20 protein-coding genes are annotated in these 24744 nt (G+C 44.3%); 12 read left to right on the top strand and 8 right to left on the bottom strand.

Going from position 1 to position 24744, the window contains the following annotated elements; genetic code table 11:
- Positions 1 to 37 precede the first annotated feature (37 nt).
- Together QTA56_RS10980 and rapA are read left to right on the top strand one after the other, a co-directional pair.
- Positions 38 to 682: an RluA family pseudouridine synthase gene (locus tag QTA56_RS10980; protein WP_267980991.1), complete on the top strand. Its 645-nt coding sequence runs from the start codon at positions 38 to 40 to the stop codon at positions 680 to 682.
- Positions 683 to 827: 145 nt separating this feature from the next.
- A complete protein-coding gene (rapA, locus tag QTA56_RS10975) occupies positions 828 to 3665 on the top strand; it encodes an RNA polymerase-associated protein RapA (RefSeq protein ID WP_267980990.1) in 2838 nt (945 codons plus the stop codon).
- Positions 3666 to 3729: 64 nt separating this feature from the next.
- Here the strand turns inward: rapA and dps are convergent, their stop codons facing one another.
- The 5 genes from dps to QTA56_RS10950 form a co-directional block, all read right to left on the bottom strand.
- Complete coding sequence (gene dps, locus QTA56_RS10970; protein ID WP_267980989.1) at positions 3730 to 4227, bottom strand: DNA starvation/stationary phase protection protein Dps; 498 nt, start codon at positions 4225 to 4227, stop codon at positions 3730 to 3732.
- A gap of 220 nt (positions 4228 to 4447) precedes the next feature.
- Complete coding sequence (fabR, locus tag QTA56_RS10965) at positions 4448 to 5146, bottom strand: HTH-type transcriptional repressor FabR (protein ID WP_004755822.1); 699 nt, start codon at positions 5144 to 5146, stop codon at positions 4448 to 4450.
- A gap of 153 nt (positions 5147 to 5299) precedes the next feature.
- Positions 5300 to 6748 carry an efflux transporter outer membrane subunit gene (locus QTA56_RS10960; protein ID WP_267980988.1) on the bottom strand — a complete coding sequence of 483 codons (1449 nt, stop codon included), beginning with the start codon at positions 6746 to 6748 and terminating at the stop codon, positions 5300 to 5302.
- A gap of 3 nt (positions 6749 to 6751) precedes the next feature.
- Entirely contained in the window at positions 6752 to 8362 is a 1611-nt protein-coding gene (locus QTA56_RS10955; protein WP_267980987.1) for a DHA2 family efflux MFS transporter permease subunit, read from the bottom strand.
- Positions 8355 to 9422, bottom strand: coding sequence for an HlyD family secretion protein (locus QTA56_RS10950; RefSeq protein WP_267980986.1), 1068 nt, complete (start codon positions 9420 to 9422; stop codon positions 8355 to 8357). The genes QTA56_RS10955 and QTA56_RS10950 overlap by 8 nt, the downstream gene beginning before the upstream one ends.
- 104 nt (positions 9423 to 9526) lie before the next feature.
- Between QTA56_RS10950 and QTA56_RS10945 the strand changes: the two genes are divergently transcribed.
- From QTA56_RS10945 to QTA56_RS10935, 3 genes are all read left to right on the top strand, one after another.
- Positions 9527 to 10441, top strand: coding sequence for a LysR family transcriptional regulator (locus tag QTA56_RS10945; RefSeq protein WP_267980985.1), 915 nt, complete (start codon positions 9527 to 9529; stop codon positions 10439 to 10441).
- Positions 10442 to 10650: 209 nt separating this feature from the next.
- Positions 10651 to 11718 (top strand): ferredoxin reductase, encoded by a 1068-nt coding sequence (locus QTA56_RS10940; protein ID WP_267980984.1) that lies wholly within the window; start codon positions 10651 to 10653, stop codon positions 11716 to 11718.
- Between the two features lie 14 nt (positions 11719 to 11732).
- Positions 11733 to 12827, top strand: a complete 1095-nt coding sequence (locus QTA56_RS10935; protein WP_267980983.1) for a fatty acid desaturase family protein — start codon at positions 11733 to 11735, stop codon at positions 12825 to 12827.
- A gap of 54 nt (positions 12828 to 12881) precedes the next feature.
- On the opposite strand, the gene QTA56_RS10930 is transcribed toward QTA56_RS10935, so the two are convergent.
- Positions 12882 to 13349: a hotdog fold domain-containing protein gene (locus QTA56_RS10930; RefSeq protein WP_267980982.1), complete on the bottom strand. Its 468-nt coding sequence runs from the start codon at positions 13347 to 13349 to the stop codon at positions 12882 to 12884.
- A 111-nt stretch (positions 13350 to 13460) separates the two neighbouring features.
- Here QTA56_RS10930 and QTA56_RS10925 point away from each other — a divergent pair, with 111 nt between their 5' ends.
- Positions 13461 to 14090 (top strand): TetR/AcrR family transcriptional regulator, encoded by a 630-nt coding sequence (locus QTA56_RS10925; RefSeq protein ID WP_267980981.1) that lies wholly within the window; start codon positions 13461 to 13463, stop codon positions 14088 to 14090.
- Positions 14091 to 14134: 44 nt separating this feature from the next.
- Here the strand turns inward: QTA56_RS10925 and QTA56_RS10920 are convergent, their stop codons facing one another.
- Entirely contained in the window at positions 14135 to 14836 is a 702-nt protein-coding gene (locus tag QTA56_RS10920) for an SIMPL domain-containing protein (RefSeq protein ID WP_267980980.1), read from the bottom strand.
- Positions 14837 to 15303: 467 nt separating this feature from the next.
- On the opposite strand from QTA56_RS10920, the gene QTA56_RS10915 reads away from it, so the two are divergent.
- From QTA56_RS10915 to pstB, 6 genes are all read left to right on the top strand, one after another.
- Positions 15304 to 16674: a diaminobutyrate--2-oxoglutarate transaminase gene (locus QTA56_RS10915; RefSeq protein WP_267980979.1), complete on the top strand. Its 1371-nt coding sequence runs from the start codon at positions 15304 to 15306 to the stop codon at positions 16672 to 16674.
- Between the two features lie 3 nt (positions 16675 to 16677).
- Positions 16678 to 18210 (top strand): pyridoxal phosphate-dependent decarboxylase family protein, encoded by a 1533-nt coding sequence (locus tag QTA56_RS10910; protein ID WP_267980978.1) that lies wholly within the window; start codon positions 16678 to 16680, stop codon positions 18208 to 18210.
- A 305-nt stretch (positions 18211 to 18515) separates the two neighbouring features.
- Entirely contained in the window at positions 18516 to 19547 is a 1032-nt protein-coding gene (locus tag QTA56_RS10905) for a substrate-binding domain-containing protein (RefSeq protein ID WP_267980977.1), read from the top strand.
- A gap of 99 nt (positions 19548 to 19646) precedes the next feature.
- Positions 19647 to 21026: a phosphate ABC transporter permease subunit PstC gene (gene pstC / locus QTA56_RS10900; RefSeq protein ID WP_267980976.1), complete on the top strand. Its 1380-nt coding sequence runs from the start codon at positions 19647 to 19649 to the stop codon at positions 21024 to 21026.
- Complete coding sequence (pstA, locus tag QTA56_RS10895; protein ID WP_267980975.1) at positions 21023 to 22417, top strand: phosphate ABC transporter permease PstA; 1395 nt, start codon at positions 21023 to 21025, stop codon at positions 22415 to 22417. Before pstC ends, pstA begins: the two co-directional genes overlap by 4 nt.
- Positions 22418 to 22431: 14 nt before the next feature.
- Positions 22432 to 23346, top strand: a complete 915-nt coding sequence (pstB, locus tag QTA56_RS10890; protein ID WP_267980974.1) for a phosphate ABC transporter ATP-binding protein PstB — start codon at positions 22432 to 22434, stop codon at positions 23344 to 23346.
- A gap of 59 nt (positions 23347 to 23405) precedes the next feature.
- On the opposite strand, the gene QTA56_RS10885 is transcribed toward pstB, so the two are convergent.
- The gene (locus QTA56_RS10885) at positions 23406 to 24743 is read right to left on the bottom strand and encodes an SWIM zinc finger family protein (protein ID WP_267980973.1); all 1338 of its coding nucleotides are present in this window, start codon (positions 24741 to 24743) and stop codon (positions 23406 to 23408) included.
- Between the last annotated feature and the right edge of the window lies 1 nt (position 24744).

Below are 24744 nucleotides of genomic sequence, written 5' to 3'. Positions count from 1 at the left end.
TGCCCGCTTGTTTTCATCCAGTCGTTGGAAGGCTACCTTGAGTGATTTTCTAAGTGAACATTTGATTCATCGTGATGAAGATTTTATGGTCATCCATAAACCCGCAGGGTTGCTGACGGTGCCAGGGAAAACACCTGATTTACAAGATTGTTTGATCAATCGTTTATTAAAACTAGAACCAAAAACTTTACTCATTCATCGTTTAGACCGTGATACTTCGGGCATATTGGTTTTTGGCCTATCCAGGTTTGGACAAAGCGCCATTTCCCGTCAATTTCAGGATCGTCAAACCTCAAAAATCTATCAGGCATTGGTTGCGGGCCATTTAGAGGGGCAGGGTACCGTTGATATTCCTGTAATCTATGATCCAAGCCGCCCGCCATTGCATATTGTGGATGAGTCCTATCACAAACCAGCATTAACAGAATGGCAGGCCATTGAACATTTCGACATTCAGGGACAAACGGTAACGCGGGTTAAACTCATCCCGATTACAGGGCGTTCCCATCAGCTTCGTGTGCATATGCAATATTTAGGTCATCCAATTCTTGGTGACACCTTATATGCCACGCCAGAACAGCAGCAGCTTTATGACCGTTTGTGTTTACATGCAACGCAGTTAAGCTTTACTCACCCTAAGACAGGTGCACAACTCAGTTTTGATTGTGCCGTACCGTTTTAGTTGCTAAAACTTTTTAATAAATCATGATGTGATGCACGCTATTTGATGGTGCTTTGTGTCAAAATACATGGTTGAAAACTACATAAAATACCTTAAACCCTATCAGGGCTACGGAATACAATATGTAGGCTAACTTGAGATAAAGGTGGAAAAATTGCAGCAGTTTGCTATTGGTCAACGTTGGTTATCAGATACAGAAACAGAACTCGGTTTAGGCGTTCTTATTGATGTAGATGAACGTTCTATCAGCATTTTATTCCCCAAAAGTGATGAAACCCGTGTCTATGCACGCAACAATGCGCCTTTATCCCGTATCATCTTCAATGTGAATGATGAAGTTCAGGATCAGGAAGGCATCAAGTGGATTGTTGAATCCATCGAAGATCGTCATGGTGTGCTCCGTTACGATGTGGTTCGCACTTTGACAAATGGCGAACAGGAACGCAAGGCACTGAATGAAACCCGTATTGGTGCGCAAATCCAGTTGTCAAAACCTTTAGAACGTCTGTTGGCCAGTCAGGTCGATTATAAGGAATGGTATGACCTGCGTATTGAGGCCATGTTGTTGCAGGCTCAAATGCACACCAGTCCATTACGTGGTTTGCTCGGTGCACGTGTTGGCCTGATTCCACACCAACTTTATATCGCGCATGAAGTGGGTAAGCGCTTTGCGCCCCGTGTTCTTCTTGCGGATGAGGTTGGGCTTGGTAAAACCATTGAAGCGGGCCTGATCATTCACCAGCAACTCAAGACAGGCCGTTCAGAACGTATCCTGATTTTGGTGCCTGATTCATTGCAGTATCAATGGATGATTGAAATGCGTCGCCGTTTCAACCTGCAATTCTCCCTGTTTGACCTCACCCGTACTGCTTCGATTAAAGAGCATGATCCTGAATTGAATCCATTCCTGACTGAGCAATGCATTATTGCCAGTGTCGATTTGATGATTGACCATGAAGACCTGCGTGAGCAGGCTTTGGAAGCAGGTTTTGATCTATTGGTTGTCGATGAGGCACACCACCTGATGTGGAGTGAAGAAGAGGGCGGCAATGACCGTTATGATCTGGTCGAAGAACTGGCAGAACAAACGGCGGGTGTCCTGCTTCTCACCGCAACCCCTGAGCAGTTGGGTGTGGAAAGCCATTTTGCCCGTTTACGCCTGCTTGATCCGCAACGTTTTAGTAGCTTAGATCGTTTCCTTGATGAGGAAGAGCAATATCAACAAACAGCAAAAGTGGCTGAAGTGTTGATGTCAGATGAGGCCTTGACTGAAGAGCATTTGGTCGCACTTGAGGGCTTATTGGGTCATCGTATTGATGATCAGCCTGAACAGCGTATGCGTGCGATTCACGAACTGTTGGATCGTCATGGTACAGGTCGTATCCTGTTCCGTAACACCCGTGAGGCGATTCAGGGTTTCCCAGGCCGTGATTGCCAGCCAGCACCGTTACCAGCCCCAGAAGACTGGTCATTTGATGGCAAAATGCGTGAGCAGATGTGGCCAGAAGAAGGCCAACTGGATGGCGCATGGATGGAAAATGATCCGCGTGTGCCTTGGTTGATGGAAGTGCTACGCAAGGATTTAAAACATAAGAAAGTTTTATTGATTGCACGTAGTGGGCCTGTGGTGGAGGCATTGGAAAATGTATTGCGCTTACATGCGGGTATTCGTACCGCGATGTTCCATGAGGGCATGAGTTTATTAGAGCGTGATCAGGCGGCGGCATATTTTGCTGAGGACAGCTATGGTGCGCAGATTCTACTCTGTTCTGAAATTGGTTCAGAGGGGCGTAATTTCCAGTTTGCCAGTGACCTGATATTGTTTGACCTGCCTGCCAACCCTGATGTGCTGGAACAACGTATTGGCCGTCTGGACCGTATTGGCCAGGAAAACCGTATCCAGATTCATGTGCCATATTTGATCGGTACAGCGCAGGAACGTATGTTCCGCTGGTATAACGAAGCACTGAATATTTTCAGCAATATTTCTCCAACAGCACAAACGCTGCAAGAGAACTTTATTGTTGAATTGAAAGACTGTCTATTGGCAGATCAAGGTCAGACTTTTGAAGACTTGCTTGAAGAAGTCAATGTACAGCGTCAGGCGTTGGAAGCTGAGTTACAGGCAGGCCGTGACCGTTTGCTTGAGTACAATTCTTGTCGTCCAGTTGTGGCACAGGGCATTGTACAGGCACTTGAGGATTATGATGACAACACCACTTTACCAATGTTCGTAAAGCGTTTTATGTCATCGACCAATATTGACTTTGATGAGCAAAGCAATGGTACGGTCATTATCAAGCCAACCGACCAGATGCAGGTGCAGGGTTTAACCCTGGACGAAGAGGGCATGACCGCAACGTTCTATCGTGATCAGGCACAAATCCGTGAAGATGCACAATATCTGACACTAGAACATCCATTTATTGAAAGTGTCATGGAAATGATCCGTACACAGTCATTTGGTAGTACCAATGTGGCTTTGCTGAAATCGAATGCATTAAAGCAAGGTTCGGTGTTACTGGAAGTGTGGTTTAAGGTTGATGTGGTTGCGCCGAAGGCATTGAACTTGCCATCAAGCCTGCCGAAACAGTTGATTCGTGTGTTGCTGAGTGAAAATGGTCAGGACTTGTCAACCAAGATTGATCCAAGCATTTTACGTCCATATTTGCATCATCTGGATGGCAATAGCTGTCGTCAGGTGGTGAAAGCCCGTCGTGATGTGATTGAAACCCGCTATGCGCAAGCTTTGGAGATTGCCAAAACCTCATTGCCAGAATTAATTGAGCAAGCGAAAGGACATTATGGTCACAAGTGGCAATATGAAATTGACCGTTTAACTTATCTCAAGCAATTTAATCCAAGCATCCGTCAGGATGAAATTGAGCGTTTACAGAAATTCCAACAGGAAGGCTTGGGTTTACTGGATAGTCTTTCTGTTACCCCAGAAGCGATTCAGGTGTTGGTGGTGGTCAAACCTTAAATCATCACCATGCAATAAAAAACGAGGATCATTTGACCCTCGTTTTTTTATTGCTGAACAGAAATTACTTTTGTTCGATATTAGCTTCAAGGAACCATAAATATTGATCCAGGTCTTCCAAGGCAGCATGGATAATATCTTCAGAAATCGGGTCCTGAATCTTATCAATCGTGTCACGTAAATGGTTTGCCACCACGCCATAACGATCGGCAAGTTCTTTCAAATGATCCTGTACCGCATGAATTTCCACAGGATACGGTTTTAAATGCGATGTTTGCGATACCGTTTGGGTCGTTCCCAGTGCCGTACCGCCAATTTGTACAGCACGTTCAGCCACATTGTCCAGATGGGTGATCAATGAGGTGCGGAACATATCCAGCATTTCATGTACGGCAATAAAGTTGCTACCGCGCATATTCCAGTGTGCCTGCTTGGTGAGCAAGGATAAATCAATAAGATTTGCAAGTATTTGATTTAATATTTTGACCGTTGCTTCTTTGATGGAATCATCTAAATTATTACGTGTATAAACTTTTAAAGCTTTCGCTGCTGAAGAACTCATAGTTACCTCATTTCAATTTTAATAAGAATGAAAATGGATCAAAACCATTTATTTCGATAAATATTTTACGCCGCTAAATACGCCTGAATGTTTCGATTTTGGCTGCTTTTGTATCAGTTTGAATATTGTACGGAATATAAAGAGGGGAATATGGGAAGAAATGTAAGTGGGTTGATTGAGTGTGGTACAAGTAAGGGCTGCACCACACGGAAATATAAAACTAGAGCGGTTCTTCTGTTAAGTGACGGGCACCTGTCAGGATCATACGGATCATGAGCATGGTTTGTTCAGCGACTTCAATCCGTTGTTCAGCAGACAGGTCAATCACTTTCGCACCCATGTTAAACACCAGTTGGGTGATGGCCTTGGCGGCAATATCCGCATGTGGCATGTGACTGTTATTGTTGATCTGTTCCAGACGAATCAGGTCTTCGTGCAACTCTTGCTGGAAGAATGAAAGCTGGCGGTCTACCGCCTCTTTATAGGAAGTTGAACCCGTATAGCTTTCACGCAACAATAAGCCCAAATAACCTTCATCCGCATCCAGAAGCTGAATAAAAACTTCGACTGAACTGCGGATAATACTATGTTGCAATACCGCCTGTAGGCGCGCTTCACGAATGATTTTACGCAGTACCAAGCCTGCCCGATCAATCAGGGCGATTGCGAGTTCATCAATGTCCCTAAAATGACGATAAAAACTATTGGGTGCAATGCCTGCCTCACGCGCGATTTCCCTTAAACTCAGGGAAGAGATGCTCTTTTGTGGACCAATCAGGTTCAAGGTGGCTTGAAATAACTCTTCTTTGGTAATGGTGGCTTTTCGGCCAACCGAACGTACAGGAGATTTTATGGGGATAAGATCCTGTTCATCTGTTGCGGGTTTAGGACTGGGTGGTAAAACAGAAGAATGAACCATCATTTTCAAAACATAAATAAGCTGCTTGGGATTATAGCGATTGTCGATGGGCTTGTGAAATGTAAATCAATCAGGGTTGCTTTCCACTGTGGGAAACAGGGAAAGCTCCATATTCATCTAGGGTATATTTCTGCAAAATAAATAGGCTTGGATTTATCTCGATTGATCTGGCGTGTCATGCGACTGCTGAACAGGTGAGCCACCCAGTGCGGTAAATAGCTGGGCAGTGTCCGCAAGACGCTGACCTTGACTGCGCACCAGCCCCAGTTGTGTACGGTAAGCCTGTCGTGTTGCATCCTCAACAGGTAGAACACCTGTAGAACCCGCCTGATAGCTTTTACGTGACAGTTGCAGAAATGAGTGCGCCGTATTGACTGCCTGTTGTTGCGCCTCAAATTCTTCGTGGTCATGTTGTAGAGCCTGCAAGCTGTCAGCCACCTGGGCAAAGGACTGTAAAATGGTCTGTTTATATTGTGCCAGAGCTGCCTGATAACCATGTTCAGCCGCATGTTTTTCAGCAGTTAAACGACCTCCCTGATACATTGGGGCGGTTAAGCCTGCTGCCAAAGCCCATGCACTATTGACGCTTTTTAATAGACCACTTGGTGTTAGGGCTTCCTGTAAGATGTTTCCTGTTAAATTGACCTGTGGATACAAATTGGCGGTTGCAACGCCTATGGTAGCACTGGCCGCATGTAGGTTGGCTTCGGCTGACAGAATGTCAGGTCGTTGGCGTACCAGTTCAGAGGGTAAACTCAGGGGTAATTGTTGAGGTAGATGAAAGTCATTGAGCGAGAAATTGGGCGGAGTCCAATCTGCGGGCGCAGACCCAACCAATATTGCAAGTGCGTGTTGGGCAATACTTTGTTTTTGTTTTAACGCTGGTAAGGTTGCACGATCGGCATCAAGCTGGCTTTGTGCGGTTAACACATCAACCTGGGTGGCAACGCCCCCTTGCAATGCTGTTTGTACGAGCTTTAAGTTTTTTTCATCCTCATTTATCAATTGTTGGGTAATGGCAATTTCAGACTGGGCGGTGGCAATCGCCAATGTCTGCTGCACCACCTGTGCAGTCAGACTAACATAGGCGGCATCCAGCTGATGCAACTGATATTCGGCCATCGCTTGTTGCCGTTCAATACCACGTTTTTTACCACCCGCCAGATCAGGAGACCAACTTATTTCTGGTCCCAGTTCGTAATAGGTAAATGGTGGAATACTAAAGTCAGCAGGCCCAAACAGGGCAGCGCCATATTTCTGTCGGCCTACAGTACCTGTCATTGCAACCTGTGGCAGTAAGCCCCCACGTTCAGCCTGAACAAACTCATTGGCCTGGGCGACTGTTTCCTTGGCCGCGGCAAGATCATGGTTATTCTGAAGTGCTTGTTGAATCACATCATTTAATGATTTTGATGCGAACAGTGTCCACCATTGCGCCTGTATCTGTTGTCCAATTGCAAGTCGTTGATCACCGTTTAATAGGTCGGCATCCGTATTATAGTGGGTTTGGGTCACGACATCGGGATGCTGAAAATCAGGCCCCACCATACAGCCATTCAGTGTACTCGTACATAGCAACAGCAAAGGGATTGAATATTTCATGTGTTACTCCATAACCGTATGTTCTTTGCTGGGCGCATGGTTGGGTTTGCGTAATAGCAGCAACAGGGGAATGACGGCAAGGGTAATCACCATCATGAGTTTATAGTCATTGATATAGGCAATCATGGCCGCCTGTTTGGTCACCATATGGTTGATGGATTGCAACCCAGCCTGCGTGTTGGGATTGAGATGGTGGGCATAGAAAGCTGTATCACCGAGGTTATACGGGGTAATGTGCTCAACCATATGTGAATGTAAGATTTGCGTGTTTTGAGTCAGCAGGGTTTGTACGATTGAAATACCAATGGCACTGCCAATATTGCGGAGCAGGTTGAAAAAGGCGGTTCCCTCATTGCGCAGTGCTGGGGAAAGCGTGGCAAAGGCAAGGGTGGATAATGGCACGTAAGCCAGACCAATGCCGAAACCCTGAATAAATCCAGATGTAATAATCAGGTTTTCACTCATGAGCAGGCTAAAGTTTGTCATTTGCCAGAGTGAGAAAGCGGTGAGTCCCAAACCACATGCCATAATTAAACGGGCATCGACCTTGCCACTGAGCCGCCCTACCAGCATCATGGCGAGCATTGTGCCTGCACCACGGGGGGCTGTGACCATTCCTGTGGTCATTACGGGATAACCCATTTCATGCTGTAACATGGGGGGAACGAGGGCCAGCGTGGCAAACAGCACCACACCCACCAGAAAGATAAACACATTGGCCGTGACAAAATTACGGTCTTTAAACAGTTTGGGGCTTAAGAATGGCTGTTTATGGGTGAGGGTATGGATAATAAACAGATAAAAGGCTGTAATGGCGATTAAAGCCTCAACCATAATTTCAGTAGAGCCAAACCAGCCTTTCAGTTCGCCCCGATCCAGCATCATTTGCAGACCACCCAGACCAAGGCTTAAGCTAATAAATCCGTAGAAATCGAAAGGGTTGTTATGTTTGACGGTTTCAGGCATTGAAGCTGACAGGCTGAGAAAAGCCATGATGCCAATCGGCACATTGATGTAGAAAACCCAACGCCAACTATAATCTTCGGTCAGCCACCCACCCAGCATTGGGCCTAAAATGGGACCCATGGTGACACCCACGCCCCAGATTGCCATGGCTTTGCCAAAGTCTTCGGGACGGTTAATGTCAAATAAAACGGCCTGCGATAAAGGAACTAAAGCTGCACCAGACATACCCTGCAACAGCCGAAAAATTACAATTTCAGGCAAACTAGTGGCCAGACCACACAGGGCGGAGGCAATGGTAAAGCCCATGATTGAAATCAGGAAAACTTTCTTACGACCAAAGCGTCCCGCCAGCCAACCCGTCAATGGGATCATAATTGCGGCGGCAATAATATATGAGGTCAGCACCCAGCTCATCTGATCCTGTGTGGCGGATAATGTGCCCTGCATTTTCGGCAGTGCCACATTGGCAATGGTTGAGTCAATTGCCTGCATGATCGTGGCAGCCATCACTGAAACTGTGATCAGTCCTTTATTTAGTTCGGAAACTGATTTTTCGCTATGCGGTGGCTGGGGAACTGCTGTTCCCATACCTGCATCCTCAATGGCTTCCTCAAGCACATCCTCCTGGGGAGGGTTCGGGTTAGCCATGAGTCAAACTCTTTAAACGGCTATGCTGTGTGTCAACCTTAACCAATGCACTGAGTCCTGCATGTAATCGGACATTGGCATCTGCATCGTCAATACTGATACGGACAGGCAAACGCTGTACCACCTTGACCCAGTTACCCGTTGCGTTCTCTGGCGGTAAAATTGAAAAGCTGGAACCTGTGCCTGGACTTAGGCTGAGGACCTTGCCATGAAACTCATGTCCAGGATAGGTGTCTATTTCGATGGTCACATTTTGGCCTGGGTGCATATAGGTCAGTTCAGTTTCCTTGAAGTTGGCCTCAATCCAGATATTTTTCGACATCAGGGCAAATACGGGACTGGCTGCCTGAATATAAGAACCCGATTGAAGCTGATCGACTTTGGTCACGATTCCATCGACAGGTGCCCTTACCGTGGCATAAGACAAATTTAGCTCCGCCTGATCAAGCGCAGCCTGAGCCTTGAGTACAGCAGGGTGTTGGTTGATATTGGGATTGACCTGACCATTTAATGAGGCCAGCACATTTTTACGTTCATCCTGCTTGATGGCAATTTGCTGCTGGGCATTGCGATAGGCATGTTCAGCCTCATCCAGTTGGGTCTGTGATGAAATACCCTGAGCCGCCAGATTTTTTTGCCGTTCATATTCTTTTCTATAATAGTCAGCCGTTTCTTGCGCCGCCTGTACATGGTTTTGTTGTTGTGAATAAGTCGCCTTTAATGCCGCAACCTGCATTTTGGCATTTTCCAGTTCTGCTTTTGCACTTTCCACCGCAATTCGCAAATCGCGGTCATCTAGCTTAAACAGTAAGTCGCCACGGTGAACCTGTTGATTGTCATGCACTGCGATTTCTGTGACACGCCCTGCAATATTGCTGCTGATATCGGTACGTGCTGACTGAACATAGGCATCATCAGTGCCAATGAAGCGCCCACCTGTAATATAGAAATATGCGCTGATGACAATAATGACCAGTGGGCCAAGCATGAGCATGAAGCGGCGGTTCTGTTTTAACCAGTTGTTGTTGCTCTGTTTTTTATTCACTTCACTTTCGGCCATGACATTCAACTTATGCACAAATAAAAATTTGCCAAAGTATGCGCTTGCCTAAAGTGGATGTTAATATCATATAATATGAATGAACTATTCGTCTGGACCGAATAATGCGTGGAACAGAATTTGCTGAACTGAGTGCTTTTGCCGCCGTGGCTGAACAGGGGAATTTCGCCAAGGCAGCCATTCAGTTGGGGATTGTTCCCTCAACCCTAAGCCAGACCATTCGTAACCTAGAAGAGCGCTTGGGAGTAAGGCTGTTATACCGTACCACACGCAGTGTTTCACTGACGGAAGCGGGTGAGCGGTTACTGGCACGGATTACCCCCGCTTTTTCTGAATTGAACAGTGCGGTTGAGTCGATCAATGATTTTAGAAATACCCCCATTGGCACCTTGAGGCTAAGTGTTTCGAGCGTTCCTGCCCAGATGATTCTTGCACCCCTGTTAAAAAAATTTCTAGCGGCTTATCCCGCAATTCAGGTTGAGGTTGTGGTGGATAATAGTGACAGCGACATTGTTTCAGGTCGTTTTGATGCAGGGATTCGTTATGGACTCAGGATAGAAAAGGATATGCTGCGGGTGGTTGCCAGCCCTGAATCACGTATTATGGTGCTGGCTTCCCCTGAATATTTAAAAATACATACTGCTCCCCAAACACCACAGGATTTACAGCAGCATAATTGTATCCAGCTACGCAAAGCTGACCAAAACCTGGTTGCATGGCACTTTGAAAAAGACCAGCAGCAACTGGAAATTGCAGTGGCGGGTTCATTGATTGTCAATGATGTGGATTTGCTGATGAAAGCAATCTGTGAGGGCATTGGTCTTGGCTATATGGTGGAAAGCTATGTGGCTGAAGATATTCAGCAAGGCCGACTTGTGCCTTTATTGACAGATTGGTCACCGCAGACACATAGCTATTATTTGTATTATGCCAATCGTCATCAGCTACCTGTACCCCTCAAGGTCTTTATCCAGTTTATGCGTGAGCATTTAAATCCCCATCATGCGATCAGTTCTTAAAAAACAATCTCAATCTGATCCTCACCAGTGCATACAAACCTGATCTTATAGATGAGCTTTAAGAGAGGTGTAGGCCATCTGTTTTCATTTTATGGTAAACATTTTGTAAAAAATCATGTTTACAATTCTTTTTGAATAAATATACAAGTGTATATACAAATAAATATACATATGTATAATAATTAAGAAAACAACTAGAGTAACTGCGCATGCAAGCAATCGAAAAGAGGGCTTCCCTGTTTAACTCAATGGCTCAAAGCGTCATGAACAGCCATGATGCCAATTTTTGGTTACAGAAAATCAACCCTTTATGGTCAATTAATCAACCACTTGCCAAAATCGTAAAAAAACAAATTGTGGCAAAGGATACGGTGAGTCTTATTTTGCAATGTAACCGCCATGTGCAACGTGGTGTTGCAGGCCAGCATCATCCTGTGACGGTGGAAATTGCGGGTCGTCATTACGAAAGAACCTATAGCCTGATGCAGGTCGATGCAGACCATCTCTGCCTAACGGTGAAAAAAGTTGATCAAGGTCTGGTCAGTTCTTGGTTGGTTGATCAAAGTCAAACAGGTGATATTCTGCGTTTGGGACAGCCTTATGGTGAAATGCAGCAGCAGGTTCAGACACCAAAGTTATTGTTGCTTGCAGCAGGTAGTGGCATTACGCCAATGCTGAGCTTGATTGAGGCTTTCTGTCAGTCCAGACAGTTTAAAACCATATCTGTGCAATTGATGTACTGGGTGAAAACGCATGAAGATGCGGCTTATGCTGAGTACCTAAAAGAAGTCGCTGAAAACTTTCCGAATTTTACTTATCAAATTTTTTATACACAGGAACAGGATCAACGTTTAAACCAGCCTCATGTTGATCAACTTAAATCTTTAAATGAAACCACGGTTTATGCCTGCGGCCCATCAGGCTTTGTGGCAACTGTGGAAACATTGTTTAAGTATGCAGCCTCAATCCAGACTGAAGCCTTTAGCCTAAGCCAGTTTGATACCAATGCAACTGATACGGGTTTTATCAATGTCACATTGACACAATCCAATAAGACCATCGCCATTCCAAAAGGTCAGTCGATTCTAAGCAGTCTGGAACATCAGGGGATCAAGCCGAAGCATGGTTGCCGTATGGGAATCTGTAATAAATGTGCCTGCACCAAGGCACAAGGTTCGACCAAAAATCTACTGAATGGTTCAGCAAACCATGAGCCAAGCCAGTTACTCAAGATTTGCGTAAATTCAGCTCAATCTGATCTTGTGATTGATCTATAAGCGAGAATGACAATATGAATATGCCTGTAAAATATCAATTTTTTCAAAATCCTAAAAATCGTAATTTAACTGAAGCCGAACTGGCTGCTTTTGCCAGGGAACTGGATCAAATCAAGCAGGAAGTGCTGGACGATTTGGGCGAAAAAGATGCCAAATACATTCGCCGTGTTTATTCGTCAATCCGCTATAGTAGCTTTCTAGGTCGTGCCTTACTGTTTGCTGGATGGTTTCCGCCTGCATGGCTATTGGGAACAGGATTATTAGGCTTTGCCAAAATCATGGAAAATATGGAATTGGGCCATAATGTCATGCATGGACAATATGACTGGATGAATGACCCTAAATTTAACGGTCAAACCTATGAGTGGGACACGGTTGGCACCTCGGATAACTGGCGACAAACCCATAACTATAAGCACCATACCTATACCAATGTTAAAGGTATGGATGATGATGTTGGTTATGGCGTATTTCGCCTGTTTCCTGAACAACGCTGGACCAGGTTTTCGGTCATACAACCGCTATACATTTTGCCATTTAGCCTATTGTTTCAATGGGGGGTCGCCATCCAGAATCTGGAATTGGGCAAGGTAGTCTATAAGCGTAAAACGATGGCAGAGTTTAAGCAGGAGTGGAATCCTGTACAGAAGAAAATCGCCAAGCAATTGTTTAAGGATTATGTATTTTTCCCATTGATTGCAGGGCCATCAGCCATTCCTGTGTTTACAGGAAATCTGGTTGCCAATGGCATCCGTAATATCTGGACATTCAGCATTATTTTCTGTGGTCACTTTACCAAAGATACAGAAGTGTTCCCAAAAACAGTGTTGCAAGATGAAAGTCGTGGGCATTGGTACATGCGCCAGATCCGTGGTTCATCCAATTTAATGGGGTCAGAGGCATTCCATATTCTGACAGGGCATCTCAGCCATCAGATTGAGCATCATTTGTTCCCAGATATTCCTGCACGCCGTTATCGCCAAATTGCACCGAAAGTACAGGCCGTGTGTGAAAAGTATGGTCTAAACTACAATAATGCGAGTTTTGTAAAACAGTTTGGTGAAGTGGTTGGACGTATTTTTAAATATGCGCTGCCTTTTAAAAAGTAAGCTTTGAAGTAAGATAAAAGCCCTGAATAGATTGAATTCAGGGCTTTTTTATTTTTACTTCTTCTTTTTCGAAATCCACATGGTGATGGTTGCACGGAAAACTTTATCATTGTGCTGATCCAATATATCGACATTAACCAGATACTCGCCTGCCTTTTCCCAATCATAATGACTGTCCACTGGTGTGGCGATTGCGACCAGATCAGTTTCCGCTTTCTTTAAATATTCAACGGTCATGCCTTTGGGAATCCAGCGATGGCTAGGGGGAACCGTGACTTCAGTCATGGTGCCGCCTGCCAGTTCAGCCATATTGCACATCGCAATCGCATGAACCGTACCAATATGATTCAGTACAGCACGTTTTTTCCTGATTGAGATTTTACAGGAATTGGGTTTTAGCTCCTCAAATAAGGGCGAAATGCTGCCGAAATAAGGAGCTTTTAGGCACAGCATGCGTGTGAATGTCCATTTGCCAGCAGGTAAGGCAGAGACTTTATTCCATAACTCTAAAGTTGAAGCCATTTTAAGATTTCCATTAACAGAATTAAATTCTTTTACGGAATATAATTCTGTTTGCAGGTTGTGGTCAAGTCATCCACAATAGTTCCGACCATTGATAAATCTGATTGAACTATGCAGGCAGCTCAGCAATTATTGGAACGTTTATACCCACAACGTAGATCATTACTAAAACGACAGATCTTATTGGATGCGTTGTCCTGCTTTCTGGAATATGGTCTGGAAACGACCAGCATTGAAATGATTCGGGAAAAATCGGGGAGTAGCGTGGGGGCGATTTACCATCATTTTAACAATAAGGATGGAATCATTGCTGCGCTGGTTTTTGCCGCGCTGGATGATCAGACACAATTACGGGAGCAGTATTTACAGGAGACACAATCTTTACAAGAGTTTTTGTATGCCTTGATCTATGCTTATGCCGATTGGGTGTCTGAGCAGCCAAAGTTTGCCCAGTTCCTGGTGCTCGCCCATTTTAGTGTGATGCAGGGTGAATACCGACAGACATTGAATGAAAAGAATAAAGCAAGAAATCAAAAAATAGTCAGCCATGTTTCAAGCTATGCCGATGCCGCCTTATTAAAATCAGTTCCAGCAGAACTCATGATGTCACTGGTGATTGGGGCAACTGAAAGTTATTGTCGGGCCTGGTTGTCTGGCAAAGTAGACACCGCACCTAAAGTCTATCGGGATGTGCTGGCAAAAGCAGCTTGGGATTCCTTGCAGAATTTAGGTGTAAATTGATACAGGAAAAGGCATATTGCATGCCTTTTCCTGATTCTGGATAGTTATTTAAACTGAATCGACCCATTGGCGCTAACCGTGATTTTTGATTCACCCGCCGCCATGTCCTGTGCAGGTGCAGCTTCCGCCATTGCAAATTTTGCCATGCCACCACGCATCATCGGTTGTGGGAAGTAGTTGCTGGTATTCAGGTTTAAACTGACTAGATTATATTGGGTTTTATTCCATGCCTGAGTAATCGCCTGGGCACGTTGCTGGAAGTTTTTAGAGGCCTCAATCATCAATTCATTTTCAACTTTCTTACGCTGTTCATCCGATACGGTGAAATTGATGGATTGGGTCTGGAAGCTTTGCTGCAACTCGCTAATCAACTGGCTTGCCGCCTTAAAGTCCTTACTTTCAAGCTGAATTTCAGCACGGGCACGCCATTCTTTTAATTTACTGCTGTCATTGTCATAAACAGGGTAGGTACTTTGCGCACCTGTTTCGACTTTAACTTGTGAATATTTACGCGAAATCGCCTGTGCCTGATTCATCAATTGATTAATCTGGCTGGAAAGCTCAGCGGGCTGCTTATGGCTTTTCTCAATATAGAGAACTGCACGCATTTCATCATTGGCCACCTGACGTGACGCATCGGCCTGAATATTGACAATATTGTAGTTCAGGTTCTCGGTGTCATGGGCAAAAAGGGAGGGGCTAAGGGCCGCGCCGACCATCATGGTAACAAGTGCTAAAGTACGCATAAAATTTTCCTGAAAATGAGGATTAAAAAATTATTTTTCACAGCTTTGATCTTAAAAAGAAGTGATGGGAAACTTCTGCATATTTTGTGGTGTCTTTGTAATGGATTAAGGAGGTTTTGCAACAGAAAAATAAAGCAAAAAATGATTAAAAATAGTGGATTAGGTAAAAGTGTTTGACCATTTATCTAAAATACAAACTGCAAATAAAAAAAGCATACTTTCTTTCACTTGTCACATAGTATGATGATAATTCATCATAGTTATTGGAAAGAAGTATTTTTTCAATAAGATTAGATGAATGTCGGGCATAAAAAGTGTTTATTTTCTTTGAAAATTAGGTATCATCTCGCACCTAGTTGAAAGATATAAAACATTGTGTCTGCACTAGATTCTAAAAAGCACCGAGTCAAACGACCGCAAGTCACCAGACTTATTTCTTTTACCCATATCAGAGATGGTAATTCGATATGAGCGTTACTTCCGTAAACCCTGCCGCTGATGCAACCAACGAATATTATCTGACTCGCCAAAGTCAGATGGAATCGAATGTTCGTAGTTATCCACGTAAATTACCGTTAGCGATAGCGAAAGCACAAGGCTGCTGGGTTACTGATGTTGAAGGTACACAGTACCTCGATTGTTTAGCTGGGGCAGGGACATTGGCTTTAGGTCATAATCATCCTGCGGTGATTCAAAGTATTCAGGACACATTGGCAAGTGGTTTGCCATTGCATACTTTAGACTTAACGACTCCTTTAAAAGATGCGTTTACTGAGGCGCTTTTGGCTTATTTGCCAGGCGGTAAAGAAGAATATTGCCTACAGTTCTGTGGTCCATCTGGTGCAGATGCAACTGAGGCAGCCATCAAGCTGGCAAAAACCTATACAGGTCGTAGCTCAGTGATCAGTTTCTCTGGTGGTTACCATGGGATGACACATGGTTCACTGGCAATGACGGGTAACCTGTCTGCGAAGAATGCGGTAAATGGCTTAATGCCAGGCGTACAGTTTATGCCGTACCCGCATGAATACCGTTGCCCACTGGGTCTGGGTGGTGAGGCAGGTGTAGATGCCTTAACCTACTTCTTCGAAAACTTTATCGAAGATGTTGAAAGTGGTGTGACCAAACCTGCTGCCGTTATTCTTGAAGCGATTCAGGGTGAAGGTGGTGTGGTGACTGCGCCAGTAAAATGGTTGCAAAAAATCCGTGAAGTAACTGAAAAGCACAACATCGTTTTAATTCTGGACGAAGTTCAGGCTGGTTTTGCACGTTCAGGTAAAATGTTTGCCTTTGAACATGCTGGAATCGAGCCAGATGTTGTGGTGATGTCTAAAGCGGTGGGTGGTGGCTTACCACTTGCTGTATTGGGTATTAAGCGTAAGTTTGATGCCTGGCAACCAGCAGGTCACACGGGTACGTTCCGTGGTAACCAGTTGGCTATGGGTACTGGCTTGGTGGTATTAAAAACCATTACTGAACAGAATCTTGCTCAAAATGCGCAACAGCGTGGTGATTTCCTACAGGCTGAGTTCAAGAAACTGGCACAGGAATTCCCATGTATTGGTAATGTGCGTGGTCGTGGCCTGATGATCGGTGTTGAGATCGTTGATGAGCGCAAACCAGCAGACCATATGGGTTCTCTGCCAGCAGATGCGCAATTGGCGGCTGCGATTCAAACGGCTTGTTTCAACAATAAGTTATTGCTTGAGAAAGGTGGTCGTAACGGTACAGTGATCCGTTTACTTTGCCCATTGATCATCAATCAGGATGAATGTGTTGAAGTGATTGCACGCTTCAAGAAAGCGGTTGCTGAAGCATTGAAAGCGGTACGAGGCTAATTCATGGTTGATTTTGCAGAACATCGTAAAGCGTTACTCTGCAATGATGCACAATCCATTGCTGACTACCAGTCGGCAATGGGCGAAGCGGTGAATGCCGTTTCAGCATGGTTGCAAAACGACAAAATGTACACAGGTGGAAGCATTAAGGACTTGCGTGCCGCAATTTCTTTTCATCCATCAAAAGAAGGTTTGGGTGTACAGCAATCATTACAACGTATGGTTGAGCTTTTTCTCAATAAAAGCCTGAAAGTACATCATCCACATTCACTAGCACACTTGCACTGTCCAACCATGGTGATGAGCCAGATTGCGGAAGTGCTGATCAATGCGACCAACCAGTCAATGGACTCATGGGATCAAAGCCCAGCGGGTTCATTGATGGAAGTTCAGCTGGTTGACTGGCTTCGCCAAAAAGTTGGCTACGGCTCAGGTCAGGCGGGTGTGTTCACCTCTGGCGGTACACAGTCAAACTTGATGGGTGTATTGTTGGCGCGTGACTGGTGCATCTCGAAAAACTGGCAAGCCGAAAACGGCAAGCCGTGGTCAGTTCAGCGCGATGGTATTCCAGCAGAAGCAATGAAAAACGTCAAAGTCATCTGTTCTGAAAATGCACACTTCTCTGTGCAAAAGAACATGGCAATGATGGGTATGGGCTTCCAGTCAGTTGTGACTGTTCCTGTGAACGAAAATGCACAGATGGATGTTGATGCACTGGAAAAAACCATGGCTCATCTTCAAGCTGAAGGCAAAATCGTGGCGTGTGTTGTTGCAACAGCGGGTACGACGGATGCAGGCGCAATTGATCCACTCAAGAAAATCCGTGAGATTACCAATAAATATGGTTCATGGATGCATATTGATGCAGCTTGGGGCGGTGCACTGATTCTTTCCAATGATCATCGTGCCATGCTGGATGGGATTGAATTGTCAGACTCCATTACACTGGATTTCCATAAGCATTATTTCCAAAGCATTAGCTGTGGCGCTTTCTTGTTGAAAGATGAAGCCAACTATCGCTTTATGCATTATGAAGCAGAGTACTTAAACTCTGCCTATGATGAAGAACATGGTGTACCTAACCTTGTGTCTAAATCACTACAAACGACCCGTCGTTTTGATGCATTGAAATTATGGATGACAGTTGAAGCATTGGGCGAAGAACTTTATGGTTCAATGATTGACCACGGTGTGAAGTTGACCCGTGAGGTTGCTGACTATATCAAGGCAACTGATGGTCTGGAATTGTTGGTTGAGCCACAATTTGCTTCCGTGTTGTTCCGTGTTGTGCCACAGGGTTATCCTGCTGAGTTTATCGATAGCCTGAACCAGAACGTGGCAGATGAACTGTTTGCACGTGGTGAAGCGAATATTGGTGTGACTAAAGTGGGTCATGTTCAGTCTTTGAAGATGACCACCTTAAGTCCAGTTGCAACACTTGAAAATGTTCAGAATTTGCTTGCACTTGTGCTTGCAGAAGCTGATCGTATTAAGAATTCGATTGCAGATGGTACCTATACACCGCCGATTGATTAATCGGGTGTTATGTAGAAAAGAAGAAGATCGCTTAGGCGGTCTTTTTTTATAATTTATCTGTAATGAGTTGTTTTTAATCGTTTTGCTATAGATCATTAGAAACAAGGTGATTATAAAATTATAGATAATTGGTTAAAAAATAGTCAATAATACCCTTGTCTAGCTTACAATCATTAACATCATAAAAGCGTCATAAAGTTGTCACCTAATTGTCATATTATCCACTCAAAATGCAATTAACCAAAGTACAACACTTCAAGTAACAAGCGTTGTAAATTAAATTGCATAAATGAGAGAAACACATAATGCGCTTAAATCCACGTCATATCGCAATTGCATTCGCTATATCTGGGGCAACTGTAGCAACGGCTGCAAACGCAGCTCGTGACACCATCCAGATTGCTGGTTCATCAACTGTATTGCCGTTTGCAAGTATTGTTGCTGAAGAGTTTGGTAATACTTTCCCACAATTCAAGGCACCTGTTGTCGGTTCAGGCGGTACAGGCGGTGGCTTGAAACAATTCTGTCAAGGTGTGGGTGACAACACCATCGACATCGCCAATGCTTCACGTAAAATCAAGGATACTGAACTTGATGCGTGTAAGAAAGCTGGTGTAAACCAGGTGCAGGAAATCAAGGTTGGTTATGACGGGATTGTTTTCGCGTCAAACGTAAAAAAAGCGGCGTATAAATTAAAGCCTGTACACGTGTTTACTGCACTTGCAGCACAACTTCCATCAAATGGCAAATTGGTTCCAAACCCATATACCACATGGAACCAGATTGACCCATCATTACCGAATGAGGCAATCACTTTGGTGATTCCTGCATCTAACCACGGTACACGTGAAGTGTTCCAGGAAAAAATGATTGATGCAGGTTGTGAATCATTTGATTACTTCAAGAACCTTGATAAAGACGAACAGAAGAAAGCATGTTCAAGTTTCCGTAAAGATGGTCGTGTGATTGAAGTTGCGGGTGACTATACTGAAACATTGGCTCGCTTGAAAACCTCGCCAAATGCGGTTGGCGTGTTTGGTCTGGGCTTCTATGACTCAAACCGTGACAAGTTGCGTGTAGCGACTGTAAATGGTGTAACGCCATCAGAGAAAACCGTGCTGGATGGTAGCTACCTTGTTTCTCGTCCATTGTTCTTCTACGTGAAAGGCGAACACTTAAAATCAATCAAAGGTTTAGCTCAGTATCCAGAGTTTTTCCTTAACAAAAAAATTTCTGGTAAAGGTTCTAAACTGGAAAAAGCTGGCCTGATTCCTTTAAGCGACAAAGAGCGTGCGAAAATTCTGGCTGATTTTAAAGCTGGCAAATCAGTAAAATAATATTGTGAAAAGGGAGGCTGGTGAAACTTGTGATCATCAGCCTTTTTATCTAGCTAGGTTTTTTCAAATCATGAAAATTGAGAAAACAGTGGAGATTACATGAATCTGCTACTTATCGGTGTGTTATTGACCCTTGTGGCAATCGCATATCAAATCGGGCTGAGCAAAAGCCGTAATCTGGCAGGTAAGGGAAGTAACTCGGCAACACTCCATTCTCGTCCAGTGTATTATGGGGCGTTGGTGGCCTTGTGGTGTGGTGTTCCTGCTTTTTTAATTTTGATCATTTGGAACTTGGTTGAGCCAAGTGTGCTACAGCATATTATCTTTAATAATATTCCAGCCTCTGTCAGCGCAACGATGGATGCGGCAGGGCGTGATGTGCTGATTGACCGTGTGCAGGCAATTGCATCGGGTTTTGGGGTCACCGATCAACCCGCAGCCTATGAAGTTGCAGCGGCGCAACAGCTTGCAAAATTCCAGACGATTGGTTCCTTTGCAAAATTAGCGGTCGTGATCAGTGTGGCTTTGGCAGGTCTGGTGTGGGCGAAACGCCATGTGAGCCAGCAATACCGTGCCCGTAACAAGGTTGAGAAAGCGATTAATGTTGGCCTGATTTTGTGTTCAGGTGTCGCGATTTTGACAACAATCGGTATCGTGCTCTCGATGCTGAAAGAAGCCTTGCACTTTTTCCATTTTGTGAGTCCAGTGGATTTCTTTTTCGGAACAGAGTGGAACCCAGGTTTTAGTACCACAGGAAATGCAGAGGGAAGCTACGGCATTTTACCGCTGCTTTGGGGCACCTTAATGGTGAGTGGTATTGCCTTACTGGTTGCTGTACCAATTGGTTTGCTGATTGCAATCTATTTGGCTGAGTATGCATCACAACGCCTACGCTCTTGGGCCAAGCCAACCATTGAAGTATTGGCGGGTATTCCAACCATCGTTTATGGTGTATTTGCCCTGATGATCATTGGGCCATTTTTTAAGATGGTCGGTGAGAGTGTGGGAATTGACATCAATGCGACCAGTGCCTTAACGGCAGGTTTTGTGATGGGAATCATGATCATCCCATTCGTTTCGTCACTTTCAGACGACATCATTACCCAGGTTCCGCGTGCCTTGCGTGATGGTTCTTTGGGGTTGGGCGCGACCAAGTCGGAAACCATCCGTCAGGTGGTGTTGCCAGCCGCATTGCCAGGGATTACAGGTGCTTTCCTGCTTGCGGTGTCCCGTGCGGTGGGTGAAACCATGATCGTGGTGCTGGCCGCAGGGAACAGTCCATTGCTGCATGCCAATCCATTTGAAGCCGTTTCAACCGTTACTGTGACCATTGTGAAACAGTTAACCAGTGATACTGATTTTGCCAGTCCACAGGCATTGGTGGCATTTGCCCTTGGTTTAACCTTGTTTGTGATCACTTTGGGTTTAAACATTATTGCACTGTACATCGTGCGCAAATATCGTGAGCAATACGAATGAGTTCATCAAATACATCTCCTCTGGATCAGAACGTATTTGATCCACAAGTGGCTGCTGAACAACGTGAACAGCGCAAAAGAAAAATCCAAAGTTCTTTGGCAAAGCGCCACCGCAAAGAAAAGGCGTTCCGTTTTGCTGGCTTCTCGGCAGTGGTGATTGGCCTTGCATTTGTTGCCTTGCTGTTTGGTAGTATTCTGGCAAAAGGTCTGCCATCTTTCTGGCAAAGCAGCATGACGGTTCCAGTTTATTTTGATCCAGCCATTATTAATGTTGGTGCAAAACCAAAGCAGACGGCAGGTGAAACCCCCGCGCACTTTGAAGAGCGTATGGTGGCCTGGCAAACTGAAATGGGTATGGTGGACTGGGATGCCCTGATCGTGAATGGCATCGTGTCCAAAGATAAATCGCTTGAAGATCAGCGTGATTATTTAAATGGTTTGTACACCAGTTCTGAAGCCTATCGTTTACGTGACATGGTGTTGGCAAATCCAGCCCTGATTGGAAGTAAGCAGGAGATTAAGTTCCTGGCCGATGCCAATGTGGATGTCTGGCTCGCTGGAAATATTGACCGTAATCTGCCTGATGACCAGCAACAGCTTGATCCAGAAGTGCGTCAGCTTGCAGATAAGTTAAAGGCAGAGGGGGTCATTGCCAATACGTTCAATACCAATCTGTTCTTTAGCCCAGATTCACGCAGTTCACCTGCGACCAGTGGTTTGGCTGGGGCATTCATGGGTTCATTGTTCATGATGTTGATCGTCATCATCATCTCGATTCCAATTGGGGTGGCGAGTGCAATTTACCTTGAAGAGTTCGCGCCAAAGAACATGATGACCGACATCATTGAAGTGAACATCAACAACCTGGCAGCAGTTCCATCGATTGTGTTCGGTCTGCTGGGTGCGGCAATCTTTATTGGCTGGATGCAGTTGCCTTTATCTGCGCCGTTGGTGGGTGGTTTGGTACTGAGTCTTATGACCTTGCCTACCGTGATTATTACCACGCGCGCCTCATTAAAAGCGGTGCCACCATCGATTCGTCAGGCTGCTCTGGGTCTTGGTGCATCAAAAGTTCAAACCGTTTTTCATCATGTATTGCCACTTGCATTGCCAGGGATTATGACTGGCGCAATCATTGGGATTGCACATGCGTTGGGTGAGACCGCGCCATTATTGTTAATTGGTATGAGTGCTTTCGTTGCCAGCGTTCCGACTACACCACTAGATCAGGCAACCGCATTGCCAGTACAGGTATATTTATGGCAGGGTAATGAATTGCGCAATTTCTTTGAGGGACGTACCGCGGCAGCGATTATTGTGTTGCTTGCCCTCATGATTGGTTTAAACAGCCTTGCAATCTGGCTCCGTAAGAAATTTGAAGTGCGTTGGTAATTGAGGAGAGTACAATGAATACGATTGATATTATGAACGCCGTAGAAAAGGATAAATCAGTGAATCCACAACAAACAGAATTTACGTCATCTGAAGCGCAAGTTCAGCAATCAGGTACTGCATTTGTCTCTCAGTTTGAAACAGCTTCTTCAGGTAAAAAGCCAAAAACCAGTGAAGTGAAAATCAGTACCAAGGATGTTCATGTTTATTATGGTGAAACTGAAGCGATCAAAGGCATTGACCTAGATATTTACCAGAATGAAGTGATTGCGTTCATTGGTCCATCGGGTTGTGGTAAATCAACATTCCTGCGTACCTTAAACCGTATGAACGACACCATTGATAGCTGTCGTGTGACAGGTAAGGTGACACTGGATAATCAGGACATCTATGATCCCAACCTTGACGTGGTATTGCTGCGTGCACAGGTAGGAATGGTGTTCCAGAAGCCAAACCCATTTCCAAAATCAATTTTTGACAATGTTGCCTATGGCCCGAAATTGCATGGCTTGGCACGTGACAAATATGATCTGGAAGAAATTGTTGAAAACAGTCTGCGTAAAGCAGGTCTGTGGGATGAGGTGAAAGACCGATTAAGCCAACCAGGAACAGGTTTGTCTGGCGGCCAGCAACAGCGTTTATGTATTGCGCGTACCATTGCGGTCAGCCCAGAAGTGATCCTGATGGATGAGCCTTGTTCAGCACTGGACCCGATTGCGACGGCGAAAATTGAAGAACTGATTTCTGAACTGTCTGAACAATACACCATTGCAATCGTGACCCACTCCATGCAACAGGCTGCGCGTGTGTCTGACCGTACCGCCTACTTCCATTTGGGTGACCTGATTGAAGTCAACTCGACTGAAAAAGTCTTTACTCAGCCTGATCATCAACTCACAGAAGCTTATATCACAGGCCGTTTTGGTTGATATATCAACTTAAATAGAAATCAAAAAAGAGAAATCATTGAATTGATTTCTCTTTTTATTTAAGGGTTTGTTGCTATTTTTACAGCCAAAATATGTTTACATAAACCTCGTTTGGTTTGATGTTGATTAAACCATTCACAGGTACATTTGGCTTGTCCATTTTTAATAATAACGGTATGAATCACATCAGTGCCTGTGACTTGAGCTTCAATATCACCAACATTATTTTTAATCAATTGTATACCATTATTTTTGACTAGGTTTTTGGCATTTTTCAAACGTGGGTTAAGTAATAAGATTCGCTCCATTTTAAACGGTAAACGCCGATAATAATGCTGCCGATTGTGCAAATCAAAGCCTAATAATCCTATTGCCGATAATGAATGCGTTAAGCTATCCATTTTTTGAAAATCAATGGCATGTTCAATTGAAAGCAATGTTGGGTTAAAATTTTCATTGGCTTTACATAAACCATTCACAGCATGGATATATTCTAAGGGGATATCTTGCAGCATATTCTCCAAAATATTACCCTCGCCTGAAAATCCACGATTATTGGCAGGAGAAAGTGCAAGAGTAAAGCGCATATGAGACAAATATAAACAGATCGCACAGCTTTCTCCATCAATTGCCTGATAAATTTTACTTTTTTCAATATAAGGCAATAAACCGAGTAATAACTGTAAACGCTCAATGCCACCAATATAAACACTATTTGCTGTTGCAATTGGACTAAATTGATAACGATTGGCTCTAAAACTTAAATAAAAAGATGATAGACTTTTACCTTTGGGAATAGATTGTAACAGTTGAATGGTTTGTAGCTTATTTAACTCAAATTTTTCTGTCATATCAGCTAAATAAACTTGCACACTGGTTAAACCTTTAATCCAGCGTTGTGGTAATTTGACTTTCTTTTCCGTGATTGTGCCTTGAGAAGTACTTACTTTCACTTCTTTTTCGCCAACACCTAATACCATTACTTCATTTTTCTTGACTACATTTAAAGCATTCAGCATAGGTTCATTAAAATCAACATTGGTTGTGCCACTGGCAATAAATTCACCTTCAACCGCATTTTCCAATAAATCTAAACGTGCATAAATACCATTGCAGGAGGAGAAACCCTCAAAACGGATTTGTTCTGTCCCTGTGCTGACAATCGGGTCATATAACTTTACAGGTACGGGGGTATAACTGGAGCGTACGATTTTAGCAATTGTTCCTAAACATTTTGCTACGACTAAGGGTTCAACCATACTACCCCAAAAGAAGCAGGGGATATTTTGTACTTCTTCAATTTCGGTATGATGAGCCAAAACCAGTTGTTGTAAACCATTTTTAGCCTGAATTTGGCTGTGTGTTGTATATGCTATTTCTAAATCGGTAGCAGACATT

It is taken from the genome of Acinetobacter thutiue, assembly GCF_030385805.1.
Taxonomy (GTDB): Bacteria; Pseudomonadota; Gammaproteobacteria; order Pseudomonadales; family Moraxellaceae; genus Acinetobacter; species Acinetobacter corruptisaponis.
The sequence above is the reverse complement of the archived record's forward strand: the minus strand, read 5'-3'. Positions and strand labels throughout refer to the sequence as shown.